We start from the raw sequence: 17,538 nt of genomic DNA on the forward strand, positions 1-17,538 counted from the left end.
GAATCATTACAAATGCTTCATTTACAGTTAATAAGAAAGCGAATGATGTTAAAGTGATTGTTGAGGATACTGTTTTACCTGATGCTGTAGTTGTTAATGTGACTGCTGATGTTGATGGCATTTATGTTGTTGATATTAACGGTACATTGGTTGAAGTGAATGTTGCTGACGGTAATGGTTTAAACAGTACTGTATTGGTTGCTGGTAAAGGTTATGTTGCTAACACTTCATTTGCAGACACTGAAAATTACACTGTAACAATAACTCCTGCTGTATTTGACGTTAACAAGGCGGATAATAATATTGTTGTTTCAGTTGAAAGCGTTGAATATCCTGATGTGGTGGTTGTTAAAGTCACTGCTGATGTTGATGGCATTTATAAGGTTAATGTTAGCGGTAAAGTTTATGAAATTGAAGCTAATGGCACTAGCGGACCTATTAATTTGCCAGCCGGTGATTATTGGGCTAATGTGACAGATTACATCAGCGATACCTATGAGGGAATCATTACAAATGCTTCATTTACAGTTAATAAGAAAGCGAATGATGTTAAAGTCATTGTTGAAGACACAGTTTTACCTGATGTTGTAATTGTTAATGTGACTGCTGATGTTGATGGTGTTTACACTGTAAGCATTGGTGATATTAATTTGGATGTAAATGTAATTGATGGAATTGGATCAAATTCCACTTCTTTAGCAGCCGGCAAAGGCTATCTTGCAAACACTTCATCTGCAGACACTGAAAACTACACTGTATCAATCACCCCAGCAACATTTGACGTGAACAAGGGAACCAACAACATCAAAATCGAAATTGATGACCTGGTTTACCATGGAACAGCTGTAGTAAATGTAACTGCTGATGTTGATGGCGAATACACCATCCAAATCGCAGATAAAAACATAACCGTAAATGTTGTTGACGGTAAAGGTTCAAACACAACTGCACTCTATGAAGGAGTATACACAACTTCCACAATATATGCAAGCGACATTTATGATGCTATAATCACTGAGAAAACATTCACAGTCCTGCCTCCTGAAATTGAAAACAATCTGACAATCATTGATGCGAACTATCCTGAAAACATCACTGTCATATTGACAGGTGAAGGAAATGTAATAGTCAACTTGGAATACTTCTTAATCATTCCAAGCGATGCTAGTATGTATCCTTCCAACTTAAACATAACCTTAAACGGTGTAGAGGATAAAAATGTTGTCACTGGCATAGTGGATAAGGCTTATTCCAAATTCAACATCACAGTTTCCGAATCAGGCATCTATGATGTAAAAGCCGTCTTTAAGTATACCGATTTAAAAGGTGATGAATTTGAATTGGCATCCAACATAATCACATACAATGTCACTGTTAGAAACTCAACTGTTTCAGTTGAAGTGAACAATATAAATTACACCAACAAGGCAAAAATAAACGTTAAAGCAGGTGAAGACGGTTTATATGATGTTGTCGTGGCAGATAAAGCTTATGAGGTAAATGTAGTTGGCGGTGTCGGAAGTGTTGAAGTAGACATTTTACCTGCCGGAGAATATGAGGTAACAATCATCTCAAAAGCAAACGAATCAATTAAAAACAAAACCTCATTTACAGTATCAAAAGCGGACGACATCAACATGGACATCAGCGTTTACAATGAAGTAATCACAATCACTGATTCAAACAACGCTACAGGTAACTTAACAATTACAATCAACAACACAAATTACGAAGCAAGCTTCATAAACGGCAGTGCATCAGTAACTGTTGATTTGATGCCTGACGAGTATAACGCTACAATCACATATGCAGGTGACGACAACTACAATCCAATAACCAAAAATGTAACTGTGAACATTCCTAAAGTTGTTGTTCCGGTTGAAGATGCCGTTAAAATAGATATTGTAAACGGAACCACTTCCCCTGAAGTAACCATAACTTTACCTGATGATGCAACAGGTAATTTAACAGTTACTGTTGACGGTGATGAATATCCGGTAACAGAACTTGTAAACGGAAGTGCAATAGTAAATGTTGGTGAATTGGCTATAGGTGAGCATGAGATAAGTGTAGCATATTCAGGTGATGACAAATACGAAGCTATTGTAAACACAAGCACTGTAAACGTTCCAAAAATAGCAATTCCTGCTGAAGAAGCTATTTCAATTGAAGTGCCTGAAACAACAACTGACGCCAAAGTTACCTTCAGACTGCCTGAATATGCTTCAGGAAATGTAAGCGTAACTGTTGACGGAGTCAAATACAACGCTACACTCACTGAAGGAAAAGCAACAATTGATGTTGAAGATTTGGCTGTCGGTGAGCACAATGTCACTATCGAATACTCAGGCGATGACAGATACGCTCCAATAACAGAATCATCAGTATTGAACATCTCAAAGGCAAAAGCTGAAAACATCACAGATGTGGACGTAAAAACACCTGCGGGAACAACTTCACCTGTTGTCACTGTCAGCATGCCTGAAGATGCAACAGGAAACGTCACTGTAATTGTTGACGGAGTCCCATATAATGCAACTTTAGAAAACGGAACTGCAACAGTCAAAGTGCCTGGATTGTCAAGCGGCAATCACACCATGCAGGTAATATACTCCGGTGATGATAAATACGATCAATTTACAAAAGAAAGCACCTTTGAAGTTGCCAAAGTCGATATTCCAGATAAGGACGCTTCAATCAATGTTAATCTTGCGGTCGGTGCAAAATCACCTAAATTCACAGTGAAATTGCCTGGCGATGCAACAGGATATGTTGTAGTTGCTGTAAACGGCATTGAATATTACGGTGATGTGGTAAACGGAAAAGCAACAGTTAAACTGCCAAACCTTGCATATGGAAACTACAGCGCAAACATTACCTATTCAGGTGATGACAAGTACAATCCATTGACCAAAAACACAACAGTGGTCATTCCTAAGCCTGTACTGAGTGCCAAAAGCATTTCCATAAGATATCTCACCAACTACAAGTACAAAGTGCTTGTAAAAGTCGATGGCAAGGCTGTAGTTAAACAGTATGTGACTTTCAAAATCAACGGAAAAACATACAAACGTTTAACCAACTCCAAAGGATATGCAACATTGGTATTGCCTAAATCAAAACCGAAAGCTACAAAATACACCATTACAATGATGTATAAAGATGTCAAATTATCCAAGAAGATAAAAATCAACAGCATCATTGTAGCCAAAAACATTGTAGCCAAGAAATCAGCTAAATATCTTAAAATCAAAGTAACACTCAAAAAGGTAAACAACAAATACTTCAGCAAAAGGCTTGTTTCACTTAAACTTAACGGCAAAACATATAAGGTAAGAACCAACGCCAAAGGTGTGGCAATATTCACACTCAACAAGAATGTTTTAAACAAGCTTAAAGTCGGAAAATACACATACAAGGTTACTTTCGGAAAAGATGTTGTAAGCAAAAAAATAACAGTTAAAAGATAGGGAATAATCATCTCTATCACACTTTCTTTTTTTTTTAATTCTAAAACTATTTTTTTATCCGTTTCAATTAAAGCAATTGCTTTGGTTAATTTATATTTCTCTTTTGATAGAATATTATTATATGAATTTGCCATGGTGATTTAAAGTGGATTTTAAAAGGAATTTCTTGATAATTTTAGTCATTTGCATACTTTTCAGCATTTCATGCGTCAGTGCAAATGATGACATTGATAATATCGCAGCATCCAACATAAGCGATGATGCATTACAGGCAATAAACGAAGATTCGCTTTCGATGGACGGTGACGATGAGAATGAAAAATATTGGTATGATGACTATATAATTGCCTTTGACGGTAATGAGGATGATACTACTTATATTGAATGGGAAGCCATCGCTTATCCTACAAGTCCGGATGGAAATAATGTGACATTCAAATTGAATTATGAGGATGGAAAACCACTCGGCAATGTTAATCTGGGTGTTGTAACAGACCATGATTTTAAAATCAGCAAAATAACTACAGATTCCAATGGAATTGCGGTTTATAATATTCCATTCAACAGCACAGGATTTTCATTGATTGCCGGTTTCTGGAGTGACGGAAAACGTGTATCAGATTATATGACATATAACGGCAAAACGTTATATTCCTACGACTGTTATTACATGGATATAACCTATTCGCCGGAGGAGGATGATGACATATACGGAAATTATGTTTTCACAGTTTTAAGCAATGAGGACAATGAAACAATATCAGGAGTATCAGTCGTCATTTATAATTCAACTTACACTGTTACAAGACTTACCAATAAAAATGGATTATGCAGATTTGACGAAGTGCCTTATGGGGATTGTCGCATAAAAGTCAAATTTGAAAACGAGACTCTGGGAGAATATGAAATAACATTCGGCTCTGATCATTCAATATCCATAGTTCAAAATAACAGGATACATTTCGGTGATTCATGCGTTGAACTCTATGCAATTAAGCCAATCATTTATGAAGGAAACTTTAAGGATTTGAATAACCTAATCAGCGCTGCACCGGAAGGTTCTACTATTAATTTAGAAGCCGACTATATAGGAAGCGGCGAAATCAGGATCTCTAAAAATCTGACAATCAACGGTAACAATCACAAAATTGACGCTTCTTCAAATTCAAGAATATTCACAATCAACAGCACTGTAACATTGAACAATATCCGTTTCTGCAATGGAAAGTCATCTTCAAACGGCGGTGCAATATACTCTTCAGGAAATCTTAATCTTAATAATTGTGTATTCGAAAACAATGAGGCTATTTCCGGTGGTGCGGTATATGCGTATCCAACTTCCAGAAGCAATTCATTTGAAAGCTGCACATTTAAAAACAACAGAGCATCCGAAAGGGGAGGAGCCATATATCTGGAAGGAAGCGCCCTTGCAACCAAACAGGAAACCACTCTCGACAAGGTCACTTTTGAGGGCAATGTAGCAGATAATGGAGGTGCAGTCTGCAGCGAACATATTCTTAATGTCGCTGATTGTGATTTTAATAGGAATTCTGCTTCCAATGGTGGTGCTATTTACACTTTAAATGGTCGCATAAGCATATTGTCAAGTATGTATTTCATTAATGGAGTGCCTACAGGTGGAGATACAGCATATGCAAGATATTCATTGAATATTTCAGGCAAGTCCACATTCAAAAACAATAAGGCCACATCCACTGGAGGGGCAATTTCAATTGCAAGTAACACTTATGCTTCATTGGGATTGTATGGTTCACTTAACATATCATCAGGCACTTTTTTTGAATCAAACGGTGCCAACATTGGTGGGGCAATCTCCATTAGAGCCTGTGATGCCAACATCAAATGAGTCACATTCAAAAGCAATGATGCAACATCAGGAGGAGGAGCATTTTATTCCACAAATATCTCTGAAGTAAGCATAGACAATTCTATTTTCACACAAAACAGTGCAGGAAAATATGGTGGAAGCATATATGGTCAATATAAGCTGAATGTGACAAATTGTCAATTCACAAGCTCAAAGAATATGGAATTCATCGATTATGAAAACTATGCAGAGATAAACGGTTCCAACATGAAGGTCTTCGGGGAATTGTTTGTTGACAATAATGTCATGAAAGGCAGCAACGACTATGACATCTGGTATGAGGGATATTCCAAACTAGAATTCAAGACAAAATTAATGTTTAAAACCCAAACGGCCATAACCAATAATGCAGTCAATGTTGCCGAGCTTCAGGATATGAACGGCAATTCAATAAGAATCAGTCAAATCAATGTAATTTTGACAAATAAAAATGATTCGACATCTGCAAACATTAATTTGACATATAGCACTGCTGCCAAGGGCTATTCTTTAAGCACTGCAGGCCTTAAACTGGGAGAGTATACCTTGTCCGGAAGCACTTTGGGTCTTGCAACCAATTGTAACGTCATAGATGGAAATCTAAAAATCATCGATATTGTTTTATCTTCAAAAGGAGTCACTAAAGTTTACGGCACTTCAAATAAGCTGATAATCAATCTTGTTGACAATAACGGAAATGCTCTTGCAGGTGAAAGCATCAAGGTTGTTTTAAGCAACGGAGTTACTAAAAATATTAAAACCAATTCCAAGGGTCAGGCTACACTGGCAATTGATTTGGCTCCGGGACAATATTCTGCTAAGATTTCATTCAACGGAAAGCAGGCGACATCCAAAATCCTAGTTAAAAGGGCAACTCCTAAATTGGTCGCTGCAAAAAAGGTCTTTAAAAGAACTTTAAAAATCAAACAGTACACTGTCACATTGAAAAACAACCTCGGCAAAGCAATGAAAAACACTAATGTCGTCCTAAAAGTTTGCGGTAAAACTTTCAAGGCCAAAACCAATTCCAAAGGTCAGGCAACATTTAAAATCACCAAACTCACCAAAAAAGGAGTGTTCAATGCAAAAGTAGCATATGCCGGAAACAAGTACTACAATGCAAAAACTGTAAGCACAAAAATAACATTAAGGTAGATGATCTTTTCATCTACAATTCTATTTTTTTATAATTGTCATTCAAATGATTTGTCAAACTCTTTTTGAAGATATTCGAAGAAATATCCAAGTTCTCTTCCGTTGACGAATATATGACTTACTGTAATGGATACAGTCATCTCATAGTTGTCATTTACACGGCCCCATGTTATAAGGGGCTGTATCTGATTGGAAGTAACCACACAATTTGTAATTGACTCGAAGTCAACCCATGGGATGCATGAGAAATTGGCAATGTTTTCAAAGTCCCTTTTGAACATGTCCAATGCAAAACCTTCTTTTTTTCCATTTAAAATATCTCTTGACAATTCTTTTACATAATCATGCCATTCCAGAATGCTGTCAAAGCATTGTGGTGTTTTAACTCTCATTTCTTTGTAGATTTCATTGTCTTCATCCATAATCGGACTGACTCCTTCAAGATAGTCAAATTCATATGCTTTACCCTCAATTATTCTTCTTTTGAGTTGCGCAACCTTATTTAATGCATTCATAAGGCAACCTAGACTCATTATGAAAAATGACTTGTCATTTTCATGTGTGTAATTCCAAAGTTTTTCAACATTAATCCTTGCAGACATGCAATATCTTGCAGACAGGATATCTGTAAAGGGATTTTCATCTAAATTAAATTTGATTTCCTTCATTTTTTAACCTAAAACCCGATTAATAGTTACTTTTTTATATGTATTTAATAATAAATATAATTGTTATAAATCTTAAAGTGGTTATGTTATAATGAAAGTAGTAATTGTAGGCGGAGGAGCTGGAGGAATATCTACAGCTTCAAATATTCGTAAACTTGATAAAGACATTGAAATTACAGTTATCACAAGGGACAACAAGGTTGCATATTCTCCATGTGCCATCCCTTATGTATTGTCCGGTACAATTGAATCCTTTGATGATATTGTAATGAGAACTCCTGAAGATTATAAGGAAAAAAACATTGATGTCATAATCGAAGCTGAAGTGACTGCAGTAGATTCCGATAAAAAAACTGTGACTTTTGAAAAAGACGGCAAAGAGACAGTCATGAATTGGGATAAGCTGGTTCTTGCAACCGGTGGAAATCCGTTTGTACCTCCTATGCAGGGAGTAGATTTGGATGGAGTATTCAGAATCAGAAACATTGAAGATGGTATCCGAGTTCAGGAAGCAATGAATGATGCAGAAAACGCAATTGTTACAGGTGCAGGTTTGATAGGTATCGAAATTGCTTTTGCACTTAAAAAACAGGGATTAAATGTAATCTTAAGTGAAATGTTACCTCAAATCGTTCCAAGATCTCTTGATAAAGACATGTCTGATATTCTTGTTGAATATCTTGAAATGGAAGGCATACAAGTAGTTTTAGGAAAACCAATTACTAAATTGATTGGTGATGGAAAAGTGGAAAAGGCATGTTTCGGTGATGAGGAAATTTACGATGCTGATATGGTCATCATGGCAACCGGTGTAAGGGCGGAATTGGATTTGGCTCAACAGGCCGGCTGTGAAATTGGACGATGGGCAATTCTTGTTAATGACAGAATGGAAACTTCAGTGGAAGACGTTTATGCTGTTGGGGACTGTGTTGAATCCAAAGACTTGATTTTAGGTTCAAACACCATTTCACAATTAGGAACAACTGCTGTTCGTGAATCTAAAACATTGGCACGTACAATCTGCGGTAAAAAATCCAAATTTAACCCTGTTTTAAACTCAATGGTTTCAAAAGTGGGAAAATTGGAATTCGGTGCTGTCGGTTATACAACTGGATTTGCTCAGCAAAACAGAATCAGACCTGTTGTGCAAAAGGTACAGGCACTTACAAGAGCAAGATATTATCCGAATGCAAAACCGATGGATATCAAAGTTATCTGTGATGGAAACGGAACCATCATAGGTTGTCAGATTATAGCTGAAGAAAGGGTTGCTGAAAGGATTGATACAATGACATTAGCTATTACTGAAGGCATGACATGTTTTGACTTAAGCAATATGGAATTTGCTTACGCACCGCCTGTATCAATGGTAACCGACCCATTAATTTTAGCTGTTGAAGAAGTAAGTAAAAAATTTAACTAAACAATAATTATTTTTGGAGATGATAAAATGGCAGAACATCATGGTCATCATGGTCATGGAGGTCAAATGACTCCCGAACAACAAAAACAAATGATAGAGCAGGAAATAAGATTGGCAAAAAATCTTGGTCAAATCAAACATAAAATAATTGTAATGAGTGGAAAAGGGGGAGTAGGAAAATCTACTGTAGCAGCAAATATCGCTGAAACATTACAAAAGCTGGGTTATGCCACAGGTATTCTGGATGCGGATATTCACGGACCTAACATTCCTAAAATGTTGGGCGTTGATTTGTATGGGGAAGCATTCAACGAATATCAGTTCAATGTTTTCAAAGAGCTCACTGAATCCGCAATGGCTAAGGAAACCTTTGAAAGTGAAGAAGAAAAAGGAGAATTCATCAAAGCAAAACAGGAAGAATACAGCAATTCACTGTTTCCTGTTAAAACAGTATCCGGCTTAAAGGTAATGTCTATGGCATTTTTATTGCAGAGTATAGACACTCCAATCATTTGGAGAGGCCCTCAAAAAACAGGAGCAATCAAACAGCTGATTTCCGATGCAAATTGGGGTCCGCTCGACTTCTTGATTATCGATAACCCTCCTGGAACCGGAGATGAACCTTTAACAGTATTGCAGACCATTCCTGATGCCGATGCAGTCATTATGGTAACCACTCCTAATGTCGTATCCCAGGAAGATGTTTTGAAATGTGTTAAGATGGTTGGAATGATGAACATAGACAAGATTGGCCTTATCGAGAATATGGCTTATTATGTTTGTCCTCATTGTGATGAAAAACTTCATATTTTTGGTGAAGGTAATGGAAAGGCTTTTGCTGAAGAAATGGAAATTGAATATTTAGGTGATTTACCTATTGAGGAAGCTGTTTCAAATTCACCTAATAAGGATGCAGTAATATCAGTACTCAATCCTGACGATGAAGTTTCAAAAAGATTTAAAGAAATAGCTTTAGAAATAAAGGAAAAATTTTGCTAAATCAGTGTAATGTTAATGATATAGCTTACACGGGCAATATTTACCAGATATCCCAAGAAATTGGGATCTTCTTTTAATTTTTTAAAATAATCCAATTTTTCAATGATGTATTCCTTATTTTCATCCATCACATTCAATGAAAAGTATTGCATTCCATTTATGTATTCAAGTTCATCTGTAAAAATCGGAACCAGGTAATTGCCATCATTGCCGTAAGGAATTTTAACAGGTTCATTGTCTTCAACAGATATTATGAATTCTTTATCTGATATATATTCCTTAATTGACTCTTCTGTTTTTTCAATGGCTTTCTGGTTGTTGTTTTCACCATGCATGTAAATCATGTTGATGTGATCTTTTAATTCCGGATGTTTGATTTCTTCAATTTTCATTGTATCTTACTTCTGTTTTTTGTTGTTAATATATTCTTCAACTTCATCTTTTGGAATGAATCTTAGTGCAGCGGAATTGATGCAGTATCTTTTAGATCCTCCTGGGCCGTCATGGAATACATGGCCCAAATGGGAATTTGCCTTTGCGCTTCTTACCTCAACACGGGTTGTGCCATAAGAAAAGTCTCTGTTTTTTGTTATCACATCCTCTGAAATCGGTTTTGAAAACGCAGGCCAACCACATCCTGAGTCGAACTTGTCTTCTGAAGAGAAGAGAACTTCACCATCAACCACATCTACATATATACCCTCTTCAAAAAAGTCATCATATTTGCCTGTGAAAGGCGGTTCTGTCATTGCAAGCTGTGTTATTTCATACTCTTCTCTGGTCAAGTGGTCGAATTCTTCATCGTCTATTAAATTTAAATTAACATGGCAATAGCCCTGCGGGTTTTTTTCAAGATACTTCTGATGATAGTCTTCGGCAGGGTAGAAATTATTGATTGGTCCTACCTCAACAACGATTCTTTTCTCGCTTTCATTTTGTTTTTCTGCAAAAAACTTCAAAACACACTCCCTTTGTGAATCCTCCTGCCAGAAAACGCCTGTCCGATATTGTGTTCCGACATCGGCTCCCTGACGGTTAATGGAATAGGGATCAATTATCCTATAGAAATTATCCAATATTTCATTAAGTGAGATGATTTCTGGATTGTATGTAACTTTAACGGTTTCACTGTGACCTGTTTTGCCGGTGCAAACCTTTTCATAGGTTGGAGCCAAATCATGCCCGTTAGCATAGCCAACTTCAGTTTGATTAACACCTTTCAGTCTTGAGATGAATGCCTCAACACCCCAAAAGCATCCTCCGGCCAGATAAATTACATTCAATTTTGTAAACATATTATTTATTTTGTTTGTTGTTATTTAAATATCAATTTGGCAAGGGATTTTCCGTCAAAAAACTTTTTAATCATAAACATTATAGTAATTATTGGAGGAATTACTGATGTTTTATAGTACTATTATGAAAATCGACTCAATCGATAGATTAAGAGATATTAGGGATGCCCTACTTGTTGAACAAGGTATTAATCCTACCCGTCAGGGAGAACAGGCTATTAAAGTGGTTGTTGAAAGGATTGATGAAATTCAAGCTACTTTAGATAAATCCGCTACCAAAAATTTAAACAGAAGAAAATAAGTGATTTTTGTGATAAGACGTGTAACAAGCAGCAGACGGTTGCTTAGAAAAAGGATGTATAAATCACCGCATTCCCGTCATAGAAATTCTACATATTATCGTGAAAATAAAAATTTGGTAAAAATTCATCAAAAGGAATTTAGAGAATCCCATGCTCCTGTTGCAAGGCGCAAGAAAAGACCTAAACGGGAAGTCATGAGCGGATTTAAAATGTCCTACAGATATAAGTATTATGTCGATGATGTTGTAGATGATGATGAAATGGAAGAATTAAATGAATAATCCTTCTATAATATCATTTTTATCAATAACTTTGTTTTCATTATGTATATTCAATATTATACCATCAAAAGCATCATCATTTTTTGAAAGTTCAACAAAAAGTTCAGCTGACACTTCAGTTGGATTATAATCAGCTATTTTTAAGTGTTTTATGCCTTTTTCATATTCATCAAGGCTTGAAAAGACTATAATCCTGAAATTGTCAATGCTTCCGCAAACAAGGAAGTCTTTTTCGTGGTCCTCACCTATGGTTGGACAGATGAATTGCATCAGAATTCACCGTTCCTGTCCATATTGAAGTTTTGTGAGTGGGGATTGATGACAAAACCCTGGAAAAACTCATTTTCTTCAGCCATTTTTGAAATGTCATCTGGTGTGATTACTTTCATTTCAAGCTTGTCCAAAAACAGCTTTGATATCTTGGCACTGCCGATGGCATATTCTCTGATGTCTGTAAAGATTGGAATAATATACTCTTTGCTTGTTTCGGTAAGTGTCAATTTGACAGGTTTTTCAATCTCATCAACCAAAGTGAAGTATATCTCTTCAGGATAGGTATTTTTGATATTTGTCTTAACAGCTTCAAGCTCAATTGCGCTTTCGCTTTTGAGCTTTTTGGCCATGTCTGCATATATCTGAATAAAGTCTTTAAGCTGGCTTTTGGAAGCCTTTACATTATTTTTCTGATAGTCTTCGTAATCTTTAGGGTTCATGTCTACTCACAGCAATCGTGAACATCTTCGCTGCCGATTACAAAGTCCCATTGAGGAGCATTGATTGCAAGGCCGATGAAACCTTCATCATCAACATAATCGGCTACGATTTCACTGCCTAATTTTTTATCGCATATAAATTCGTTTTCAGCAAACTGTTCCTTGAACACTTCAATAGCTTCATCTGCTTCGCCTTCATCAGTGTAGACAGGAATAACAAACTCTTCGGCTTCATCATCTTCATCGCTGATGATCAGTGCAACGATTTCTGTTTCTTCACTGTTTGCATTTGAAACTATGATGAATTCTTCGTTGAATACAGCATGTTCGATTTCATGGTAGATTTCACCAAGTTCCTCGAGCTGTTCCTTGTTGTCCTCTTCAAAAGTTTCACTGAGTTCTTCTGAAGTTTCAAGTTCCTTTTCGATTTTTTCGTTTAAATCATCATCAAGTTCAATGAATTTTTCAACTAATTTTTTAAGTTCACTCATAATTTCACCTAAATAAAAATTAATAATAAAATAAGCTTTTAAAAACAAATGAACATTCTCTTCCTAAACACCACTAAAGGAATACAAACGAATGCTCATTTCAACCATCACCATTGTTCATATTATAAAAAAATAGTATATAACAATATGAACAATACTATTTTAATTTTCAACATATATAAAGTTTTAGTATCCGATTGGTAATTAGAAGTCACTTTCAATAGATTTTATGAGATTGTAGATAATTTTGTTTGTAGTTACATCAACATTATTCTCTTCACCCAGCTGGATAACCTTGCCGTTGAGAGAGTCAATTTCTGTTTTTATCTTTTTTTGGATGTCCTGGTGTGTTGATGAATAATGGTTATAAGTGTCAGGAACAAGCTTTGAGTAGAAAACGTCCATGTATTCATTTGGAGTATTCCAGAGTGTTGAATAGCCTGATGCTTTAATGACCTCAAATATCTCATTGATTATCCTGTTCATTATATCTTTTGAAAACTCGTTTTCGGTGAGTTTCCCGTAATTGACATTGAGTATCGCTCCTAAAGGATTAAGTGAACAATTGTAAAGCATTTTTGCCCACAGGTATCTGTCCACCTCATGTGTCAGCTCACAGTTGATTCCGGAAGCTGTTATCATGTCAGCTATCTCCCGCAGGCAATTCGGATTTTCATGCTGAAGAGATCCGAGAAGTATCGGTTCTGTGTAGACTGTCACTTCACTTATGTGTCTTTCAGGGCGTGTAAAACCGGTAATCACACGTGCTGAGAATACCTTGTCTTTTGGGAAATATTTCAGGTATGCATCATCGTTTCCAAATCCGTTCTGGAAAATGATTATCTTTGCATTCTGCCTTAAGATGTCTCTGTTTTCATTTAGTTTTGATGCGATTTCCTCATTTGCAGTGGTTTTGGATGTGATGAAAACATAATCAAAGAGGTTACTTTCTATTGTTCTGTAGTCTTCATATACATCAATTTCACTTTTATCAATAGAATAATTTGTAAATAAACCGCATCTTCTGATTCCGTTTTCCCTAATTGCCTTTGCAGTTTTTTCTCTTGCAAATATTGAGACTTCCGCTCCCTGTGATGCAACAGAAGCAGCCAATCCTATTCCGACTCCACCTGCACCGATTACTAATATTTTCATAATAATTCATTTGCTTTCAATGGTTAAATAGTTTTCATGAGGTAGGTGTTAGTCAATATTCATCACATATGTCTTTGTAAGTGCAATATTTACATAGAAATTGCCTTCGGGCAGGAAAAACACCATTGTTGACTGATTTTCTGACTTCATGAAATGTTTCAATAGCTTCCCTGATTTCATTCTGGTTCAGGTATTTGCGTTTGTTTTCCTCATCACAAACATCAAGAAGTCTCAATCTACCATTTTTTGTAAAGAATACGCCCACTCTGGATACATTCCGGCCATAAACATTTTCAACAAGCAGCTTATAATAGCACAGCTCCAGTCGATACTTTGAAAATGAACTTGATTTGCTTGTCTTGTAGTCGATGACAACCAAATCCCCGTTTTCATCTTCAAGGATAATGTCGCATATTCCTGAAAACCTGTTTTCTTCATCAACAAGGTATTCCTCAAAAGAAAATAGTTTATAATCATTCTCAACAAAGACTTCATCAAAAAATGAGCTTAGATTATCAATGTGTTCGGTTAAATCATATCCGATATCCAAATCATAAGCAATTTTCAAAAGCTCGTTGTAAGTGTCGATGTCTTCAACATCGTCTGCAAACCTGTCTGTGAACTTTTCAGCGATTAGGTGAACATCGCTTCCAAGAGCCATGTATTTGTTCTCAGGAACTTCAATCTCATCAATATACTGAAACTTGAATTCAAGAGGGCACTTGAGATAAGAGTTGATTTTTGATTTGGATAGTTTCATAACATAAAACCTTTAAAAAAAATTAGTTTTGAGAGTTAAATAACTCTCATGAATTAAAATACTACCATCTGCTGATTTTACCGTCGTCGCTTGAGGAACCGCCAAGAGTGTCGATAATGTTTTTGCAGCTGTCTATGAAATAATCACTGTTTTCATAAGTTGTATTTGTTCCGCTGATCTTATAATTCTGATCGTTTTTAGCGAAGTAGATATCGGTATTGTAGCTTTCAGTGCCTTCCCGGTATAGGAAGAATGCATCCACTCCATTCTGGTCGATTTCCTGACCTGAAGTATAGCTTCCATCATTCAATAAGCTACTATAAGTATCATTTAAATTAAGTGAGCTGTCAATCTGTTCCACTTGTATGGTTACTCCATTGCTGCTGTCAACCAATTTTACAGCAGAATCATTAATTTTTGTATCTTTAAAATTGTCCAATTTAGCAAAACTGCTTGCACCTACTGCAATGCCATCTCCAGCACCAACAGCAGCAGTTGTATTGTCATTAGAATTAAGAATATTTAAACCATTAGCACCTACATTAATACCTACATAGATAACGATTAAAATAATGAGTAAAGCATATAGTTTTTTCATATAATATTCACCTAGTTTATTATATTGGATTTTAAAGTATATAAATAATATTTATATATTTTTTTCAATAGAATATTATTATTAATTTCCTATTTTGTAAATTAATATTATTTGGAGATGAAAAGATGAAAATTGTAGCACTTCAAGCAAGCCCTCGTGTAGGCGGAAACTGTGACGTACTGATGGATGAAATGATTAAAGGTATTGAAGAAAACGGCGGGGAAGTAGTAAAATACTACCTGGAAAAATGTGAAATTGCACCATGTAAAGCCTGCATGTACTGCGCTGAAAACCCTGAATGCGTAAGGGCAGATGACGGAAACAAGATTTTGGATGAACTTGTTGCAGCAGATGGAGTAATCTTTGCAACACCAATTTATTACGGTCAGATGACTGCACAGGGAAAACTGATTATAGACCGTTTCTACAGTATCGGTCAAAACCCGGATAAAAGCTTATCCGGAAAAGCTGCATTGATATTTACCGAAAATCAACCGGAAGGAACATATGCAGATTACATTGAGCTTACTAAATTCTCCCCATTCACATTTATGGGATATGATGTAATAGGACATGTTGATGCAGGAAGCGCAGGCCCTGCAGGAATTGTGGCAGAAGAACAAGAAGACAAGCTAAAAGAAGCTTACGAATTAGGTAAAAAGTTTTAAATTAACTAAAACTTTTTAATTATTTTTTTTGATTAAAATGGGTTTAGGTTCTTTTTTTAAAAGAAACAAGGAAAACAAAGCTGAAGAAGTCATTGAGTCACACATTGACATTAATACGGACGATTGCGGAGGATGTGAAAAATGTTCCATTGCATGTCCGAACAACGTACTGATTATTGTTGATGGAGTGTCCAGTGTTCGTGATCCCCAAGTCTGCAAAAGCTGTAAAGTCTGTATGGCAATCTGTCCGAACGATTGCATCACAGTTAACTGATATTTTCACGAATATTGTCTATGAAACTTCTGTTTTCTAATTTAATTATTTTTGTAATCTTATTGGATTTTCTAATTCGGATTATGTCACCGCTGAAAACTTCAATAGGATTTCCGTCATGAAGAACGTAGGATGTGGTGTTGCTTCTCAGTTCTGTAATCTTGATATCTACATTTGAGTCATCTGAAAGAATGATGCTTCTGTTTATGACTGTATGAGGAGCAATAGGTGTTAAGGTTAAGATATTGGCTGTCGGATCAACAATCGGCCCTCCGCAGGATAAGTTATATGCAGTTGAACCGGTTGGAGTGCATACCAATATTCCATCTGCAGTATACGAATTGATTAATTTCCCGTCAACTATTGCATCAAACCTCACAACTCCGAAAGTGTTTTTGGATATGGCTATTTCATTAAGACTTTCAGGTATTCCAATGATTTCTCCATTCAACCGTGTTATTTCACCTTCAACCATCATGCGTTTTTCAATATAATAGTTTCCTTTTCGAATGCTGTCTAATGCATCCTTAATGTTTTCAGGAGAAATTTCAGTAAGATAACCTAATGTGCCGGTATTTATTCCGATTATCGCTTTGTCTGTTGAGAGTTTTGAAGATTTCAGAAATGTTCCGTCCCCACCAACTGATATTATCATATCTGCTTCATCAACTTCATCAACTATGGTGATGTTAATGTCTTTTGAAATTTCGTGAATCTGATTTTTGACATTATCTGACTTTTCATTGAGTCTATCTTGATTAATGAATATATTCATGATACAATATTTGTAATTAATCAGTTAATAATTTATCAATTCGAACTATTTTTAAATAATATCATCATTTTTGAAGTCAAAAATATTATAAAATGAATGGTAGAAAGATATAAATATCTAGAGCAGGTGTTACAATGAAGGACATGTGGGGATTGGCAGTACGTGGAATATGTGAAGTAAACGATAAGATACTACTTTTAAAAATAAGATCAAAATCCAGTCATGATGCAAATAAATGGGAAATTCCCGGAGGTAAAGTTAAAAAAGGGGAATTTTTCGATGATGCTCTAAGAAGAGAATTTATGGAAGAAACAGGTCTTGAAATCACAATAGAATCACTTTACAACACTATTCAGAACAATTACACTGCCTGCAAAACAAAAGAACAGGTCAAATCAATACAGTTGATTATGAAAGTAACCTCAAATAGCGATGAAGTCACCATAAGCGATGAACATGATGACTACAATTGGTTTACCCGAGATGAACTGAAAAAACTGATTGAAGACAATCAGTTGACCAGGGCAGCCATGAATTCATTCAAAAAATAATTATTTTAATTACTTTTATTAATTAAAATTTTAAATTTTTAATTTTGTTCAAATTTACTAAATTTTAATAATTATTGTTTAAAATTATATTAC

Annotated in this window: 20 protein-coding genes and 1 pseudogene; 11 read left to right on the top strand and 10 right to left on the bottom strand. The window is 35.7% G+C overall.

Features of this window, described 5'->3' with window-relative positions; translation table 11 throughout:
- From Q4Q55_RS06115 to Q4Q55_RS06125, 4 genes and pseudogenes are all read left to right on the top strand, one after another.
- A partial coding sequence (locus Q4Q55_RS06115) for an Ig-like domain-containing protein (RefSeq protein WP_303371939.1) occupies positions 1-3,470 on the top strand: 3,470 nt, incomplete at its 5' end.
- Positions 3,471-3,615: 145 nt separating this feature from the next.
- Positions 3,616-5,337 carry a hypothetical protein gene (locus Q4Q55_RS06120; RefSeq protein ID WP_303371940.1) on the top strand — a complete coding sequence of 574 codons (1,722 nt, stop codon included), beginning with the start codon at positions 3,616-3,618 and terminating at the stop codon, positions 5,335-5,337.
- A gap of 3 nt (positions 5,338-5,340) precedes the next feature.
- Positions 5,341-5,472 (top strand): annotated as a pseudogene (locus tag Q4Q55_RS10660) (hypothetical protein); the annotation flags it as partial.
- A gap of 12 nt (positions 5,473-5,484) precedes the next feature.
- Positions 5,485-6,492 (top strand): carboxypeptidase-like regulatory domain-containing protein, encoded by a 1,008-nt coding sequence (locus Q4Q55_RS06125; protein ID WP_303371941.1) that lies wholly within the window; start codon positions 5,485-5,487, stop codon positions 6,490-6,492.
- Between the two features lie 38 nt (positions 6,493-6,530).
- On the opposite strand, the gene Q4Q55_RS06130 is transcribed toward Q4Q55_RS06125, so the two are convergent.
- Positions 6,531-7,160 (bottom strand): CatA-like O-acetyltransferase, encoded by a 630-nt coding sequence (locus Q4Q55_RS06130; protein ID WP_303371942.1) that lies wholly within the window; start codon positions 7,158-7,160, stop codon positions 6,531-6,533.
- Between the two features lie 91 nt (positions 7,161-7,251).
- On the opposite strand from Q4Q55_RS06130, the gene Q4Q55_RS06135 reads away from it, so the two are divergent.
- Positions 7,252-8,583: an FAD-dependent oxidoreductase gene (locus tag Q4Q55_RS06135; RefSeq protein ID WP_303371943.1), complete on the top strand. Its 1,332-nt coding sequence runs from the start codon at positions 7,252-7,254 to the stop codon at positions 8,581-8,583.
- A 27-nt stretch (positions 8,584-8,610) separates the two neighbouring features.
- Positions 8,611-9,582 (top strand): Mrp/NBP35 family ATP-binding protein, encoded by a 972-nt coding sequence (locus Q4Q55_RS06140; protein ID WP_303371944.1) that lies wholly within the window; start codon positions 8,611-8,613, stop codon positions 9,580-9,582.
- On the opposite strand, the gene Q4Q55_RS06145 is transcribed toward Q4Q55_RS06140, so the two are convergent.
- Together Q4Q55_RS06145 and msrA are read right to left on the bottom strand one after the other, a co-directional pair.
- The gene (locus Q4Q55_RS06145) at positions 9,579-9,974 is read right to left on the bottom strand and encodes a hypothetical protein (RefSeq protein WP_303371945.1); all 396 of its coding nucleotides are present in this window, start codon (positions 9,972-9,974) and stop codon (positions 9,579-9,581) included. The genes Q4Q55_RS06140 and Q4Q55_RS06145 overlap by 4 nt on opposite strands.
- 6 nt (positions 9,975-9,980) lie before the next feature.
- Entirely contained in the window at positions 9,981-10,877 is an 897-nt protein-coding gene (msrA, locus tag Q4Q55_RS06150) for a peptide-methionine (S)-S-oxide reductase MsrA (protein WP_303371946.1), read from the bottom strand.
- 106 nt (positions 10,878-10,983) lie between these two features.
- Here msrA and Q4Q55_RS06155 point away from each other — a divergent pair, with 106 nt between their 5' ends.
- Both Q4Q55_RS06155 and Q4Q55_RS06160 read left to right on the top strand, forming a co-directional pair.
- Positions 10,984-11,178 carry a hypothetical protein gene (locus tag Q4Q55_RS06155; protein ID WP_116591687.1) on the top strand — a complete coding sequence of 65 codons (195 nt, stop codon included), beginning with the start codon at positions 10,984-10,986 and terminating at the stop codon, positions 11,176-11,178.
- 9 nt (positions 11,179-11,187) lie between these two features.
- The gene (locus Q4Q55_RS06160) at positions 11,188-11,460 is read left to right on the top strand and encodes a hypothetical protein (protein ID WP_303371947.1); all 273 of its coding nucleotides are present in this window, start codon (positions 11,188-11,190) and stop codon (positions 11,458-11,460) included.
- Here Q4Q55_RS06160 and Q4Q55_RS06165 read toward each other — a convergent pair.
- From Q4Q55_RS06165 to Q4Q55_RS06190, 6 genes are all read right to left on the bottom strand, one after another.
- Complete coding sequence (locus Q4Q55_RS06165) at positions 11,449-11,730, bottom strand: hypothetical protein (RefSeq protein ID WP_303371948.1); 282 nt, start codon at positions 11,728-11,730, stop codon at positions 11,449-11,451. The genes Q4Q55_RS06160 and Q4Q55_RS06165 overlap by 12 nt on opposite strands.
- Positions 11,730-12,173 carry a hypothetical protein gene (locus tag Q4Q55_RS06170; protein ID WP_303371949.1) on the bottom strand — a complete coding sequence of 148 codons (444 nt, stop codon included), beginning with the start codon at positions 12,171-12,173 and terminating at the stop codon, positions 11,730-11,732. Before Q4Q55_RS06170 ends, Q4Q55_RS06165 begins: the two co-directional genes overlap by 1 nt.
- Positions 12,174-12,175: 2 nt before the next feature.
- On the bottom strand, positions 12,176-12,664 hold the full coding sequence (locus Q4Q55_RS06175) for a hypothetical protein (RefSeq protein ID WP_303371950.1): 489 nt from the start codon (positions 12,662-12,664) through the stop codon (positions 12,176-12,178).
- A gap of 204 nt (positions 12,665-12,868) precedes the next feature.
- A complete protein-coding gene (locus tag Q4Q55_RS06180) occupies positions 12,869-13,819 on the bottom strand; it encodes a ketopantoate reductase family protein (RefSeq protein ID WP_303371951.1) in 951 nt (316 codons plus the stop codon).
- Positions 13,820-13,871: 52 nt separating this feature from the next.
- On the bottom strand, positions 13,872-14,579 hold the full coding sequence (locus Q4Q55_RS06185) for a PD-(D/E)XK nuclease family protein (RefSeq protein ID WP_303371952.1): 708 nt from the start codon (positions 14,577-14,579) through the stop codon (positions 13,872-13,874).
- A 61-nt stretch (positions 14,580-14,640) separates the two neighbouring features.
- Complete coding sequence (locus Q4Q55_RS06190) at positions 14,641-15,177, bottom strand: hypothetical protein (protein WP_303371953.1); 537 nt, start codon at positions 15,175-15,177, stop codon at positions 14,641-14,643.
- Positions 15,178-15,302: 125 nt separating this feature from the next.
- Between Q4Q55_RS06190 and Q4Q55_RS06195 the strand changes: the two genes are divergently transcribed.
- The gene (locus Q4Q55_RS06195) at positions 15,303-15,845 is read left to right on the top strand and encodes a flavodoxin family protein (protein ID WP_303371954.1); all 543 of its coding nucleotides are present in this window, start codon (positions 15,303-15,305) and stop codon (positions 15,843-15,845) included.
- 37 nt (positions 15,846-15,882) lie between these two features.
- Positions 15,883-16,119, top strand: coding sequence for a 4Fe-4S binding protein (locus Q4Q55_RS06200; protein ID WP_303371955.1), 237 nt, complete (start codon positions 15,883-15,885; stop codon positions 16,117-16,119).
- Here Q4Q55_RS06200 and Q4Q55_RS06205 read toward each other — a convergent pair.
- A complete protein-coding gene (locus Q4Q55_RS06205) occupies positions 16,112-16,894 on the bottom strand; it encodes an NAD(+)/NADH kinase (RefSeq protein WP_303371956.1) in 783 nt (260 codons plus the stop codon). The genes Q4Q55_RS06200 and Q4Q55_RS06205 overlap by 8 nt on opposite strands.
- A gap of 134 nt (positions 16,895-17,028) precedes the next feature.
- Between Q4Q55_RS06205 and Q4Q55_RS06210 the strand changes: the two genes are divergently transcribed.
- On the top strand, positions 17,029-17,445 hold the full coding sequence (locus tag Q4Q55_RS06210; RefSeq protein ID WP_303371957.1) for an NUDIX domain-containing protein: 417 nt from the start codon (positions 17,029-17,031) through the stop codon (positions 17,443-17,445).
- Positions 17,446-17,538: the final 93 nt, after the last annotated feature.

The organism is Methanobrevibacter sp. (assembly GCF_030539555.1).
Taxonomy (GTDB): domain Archaea; phylum Methanobacteriota; class Methanobacteria; order Methanobacteriales; family Methanobacteriaceae; genus Methanocatella.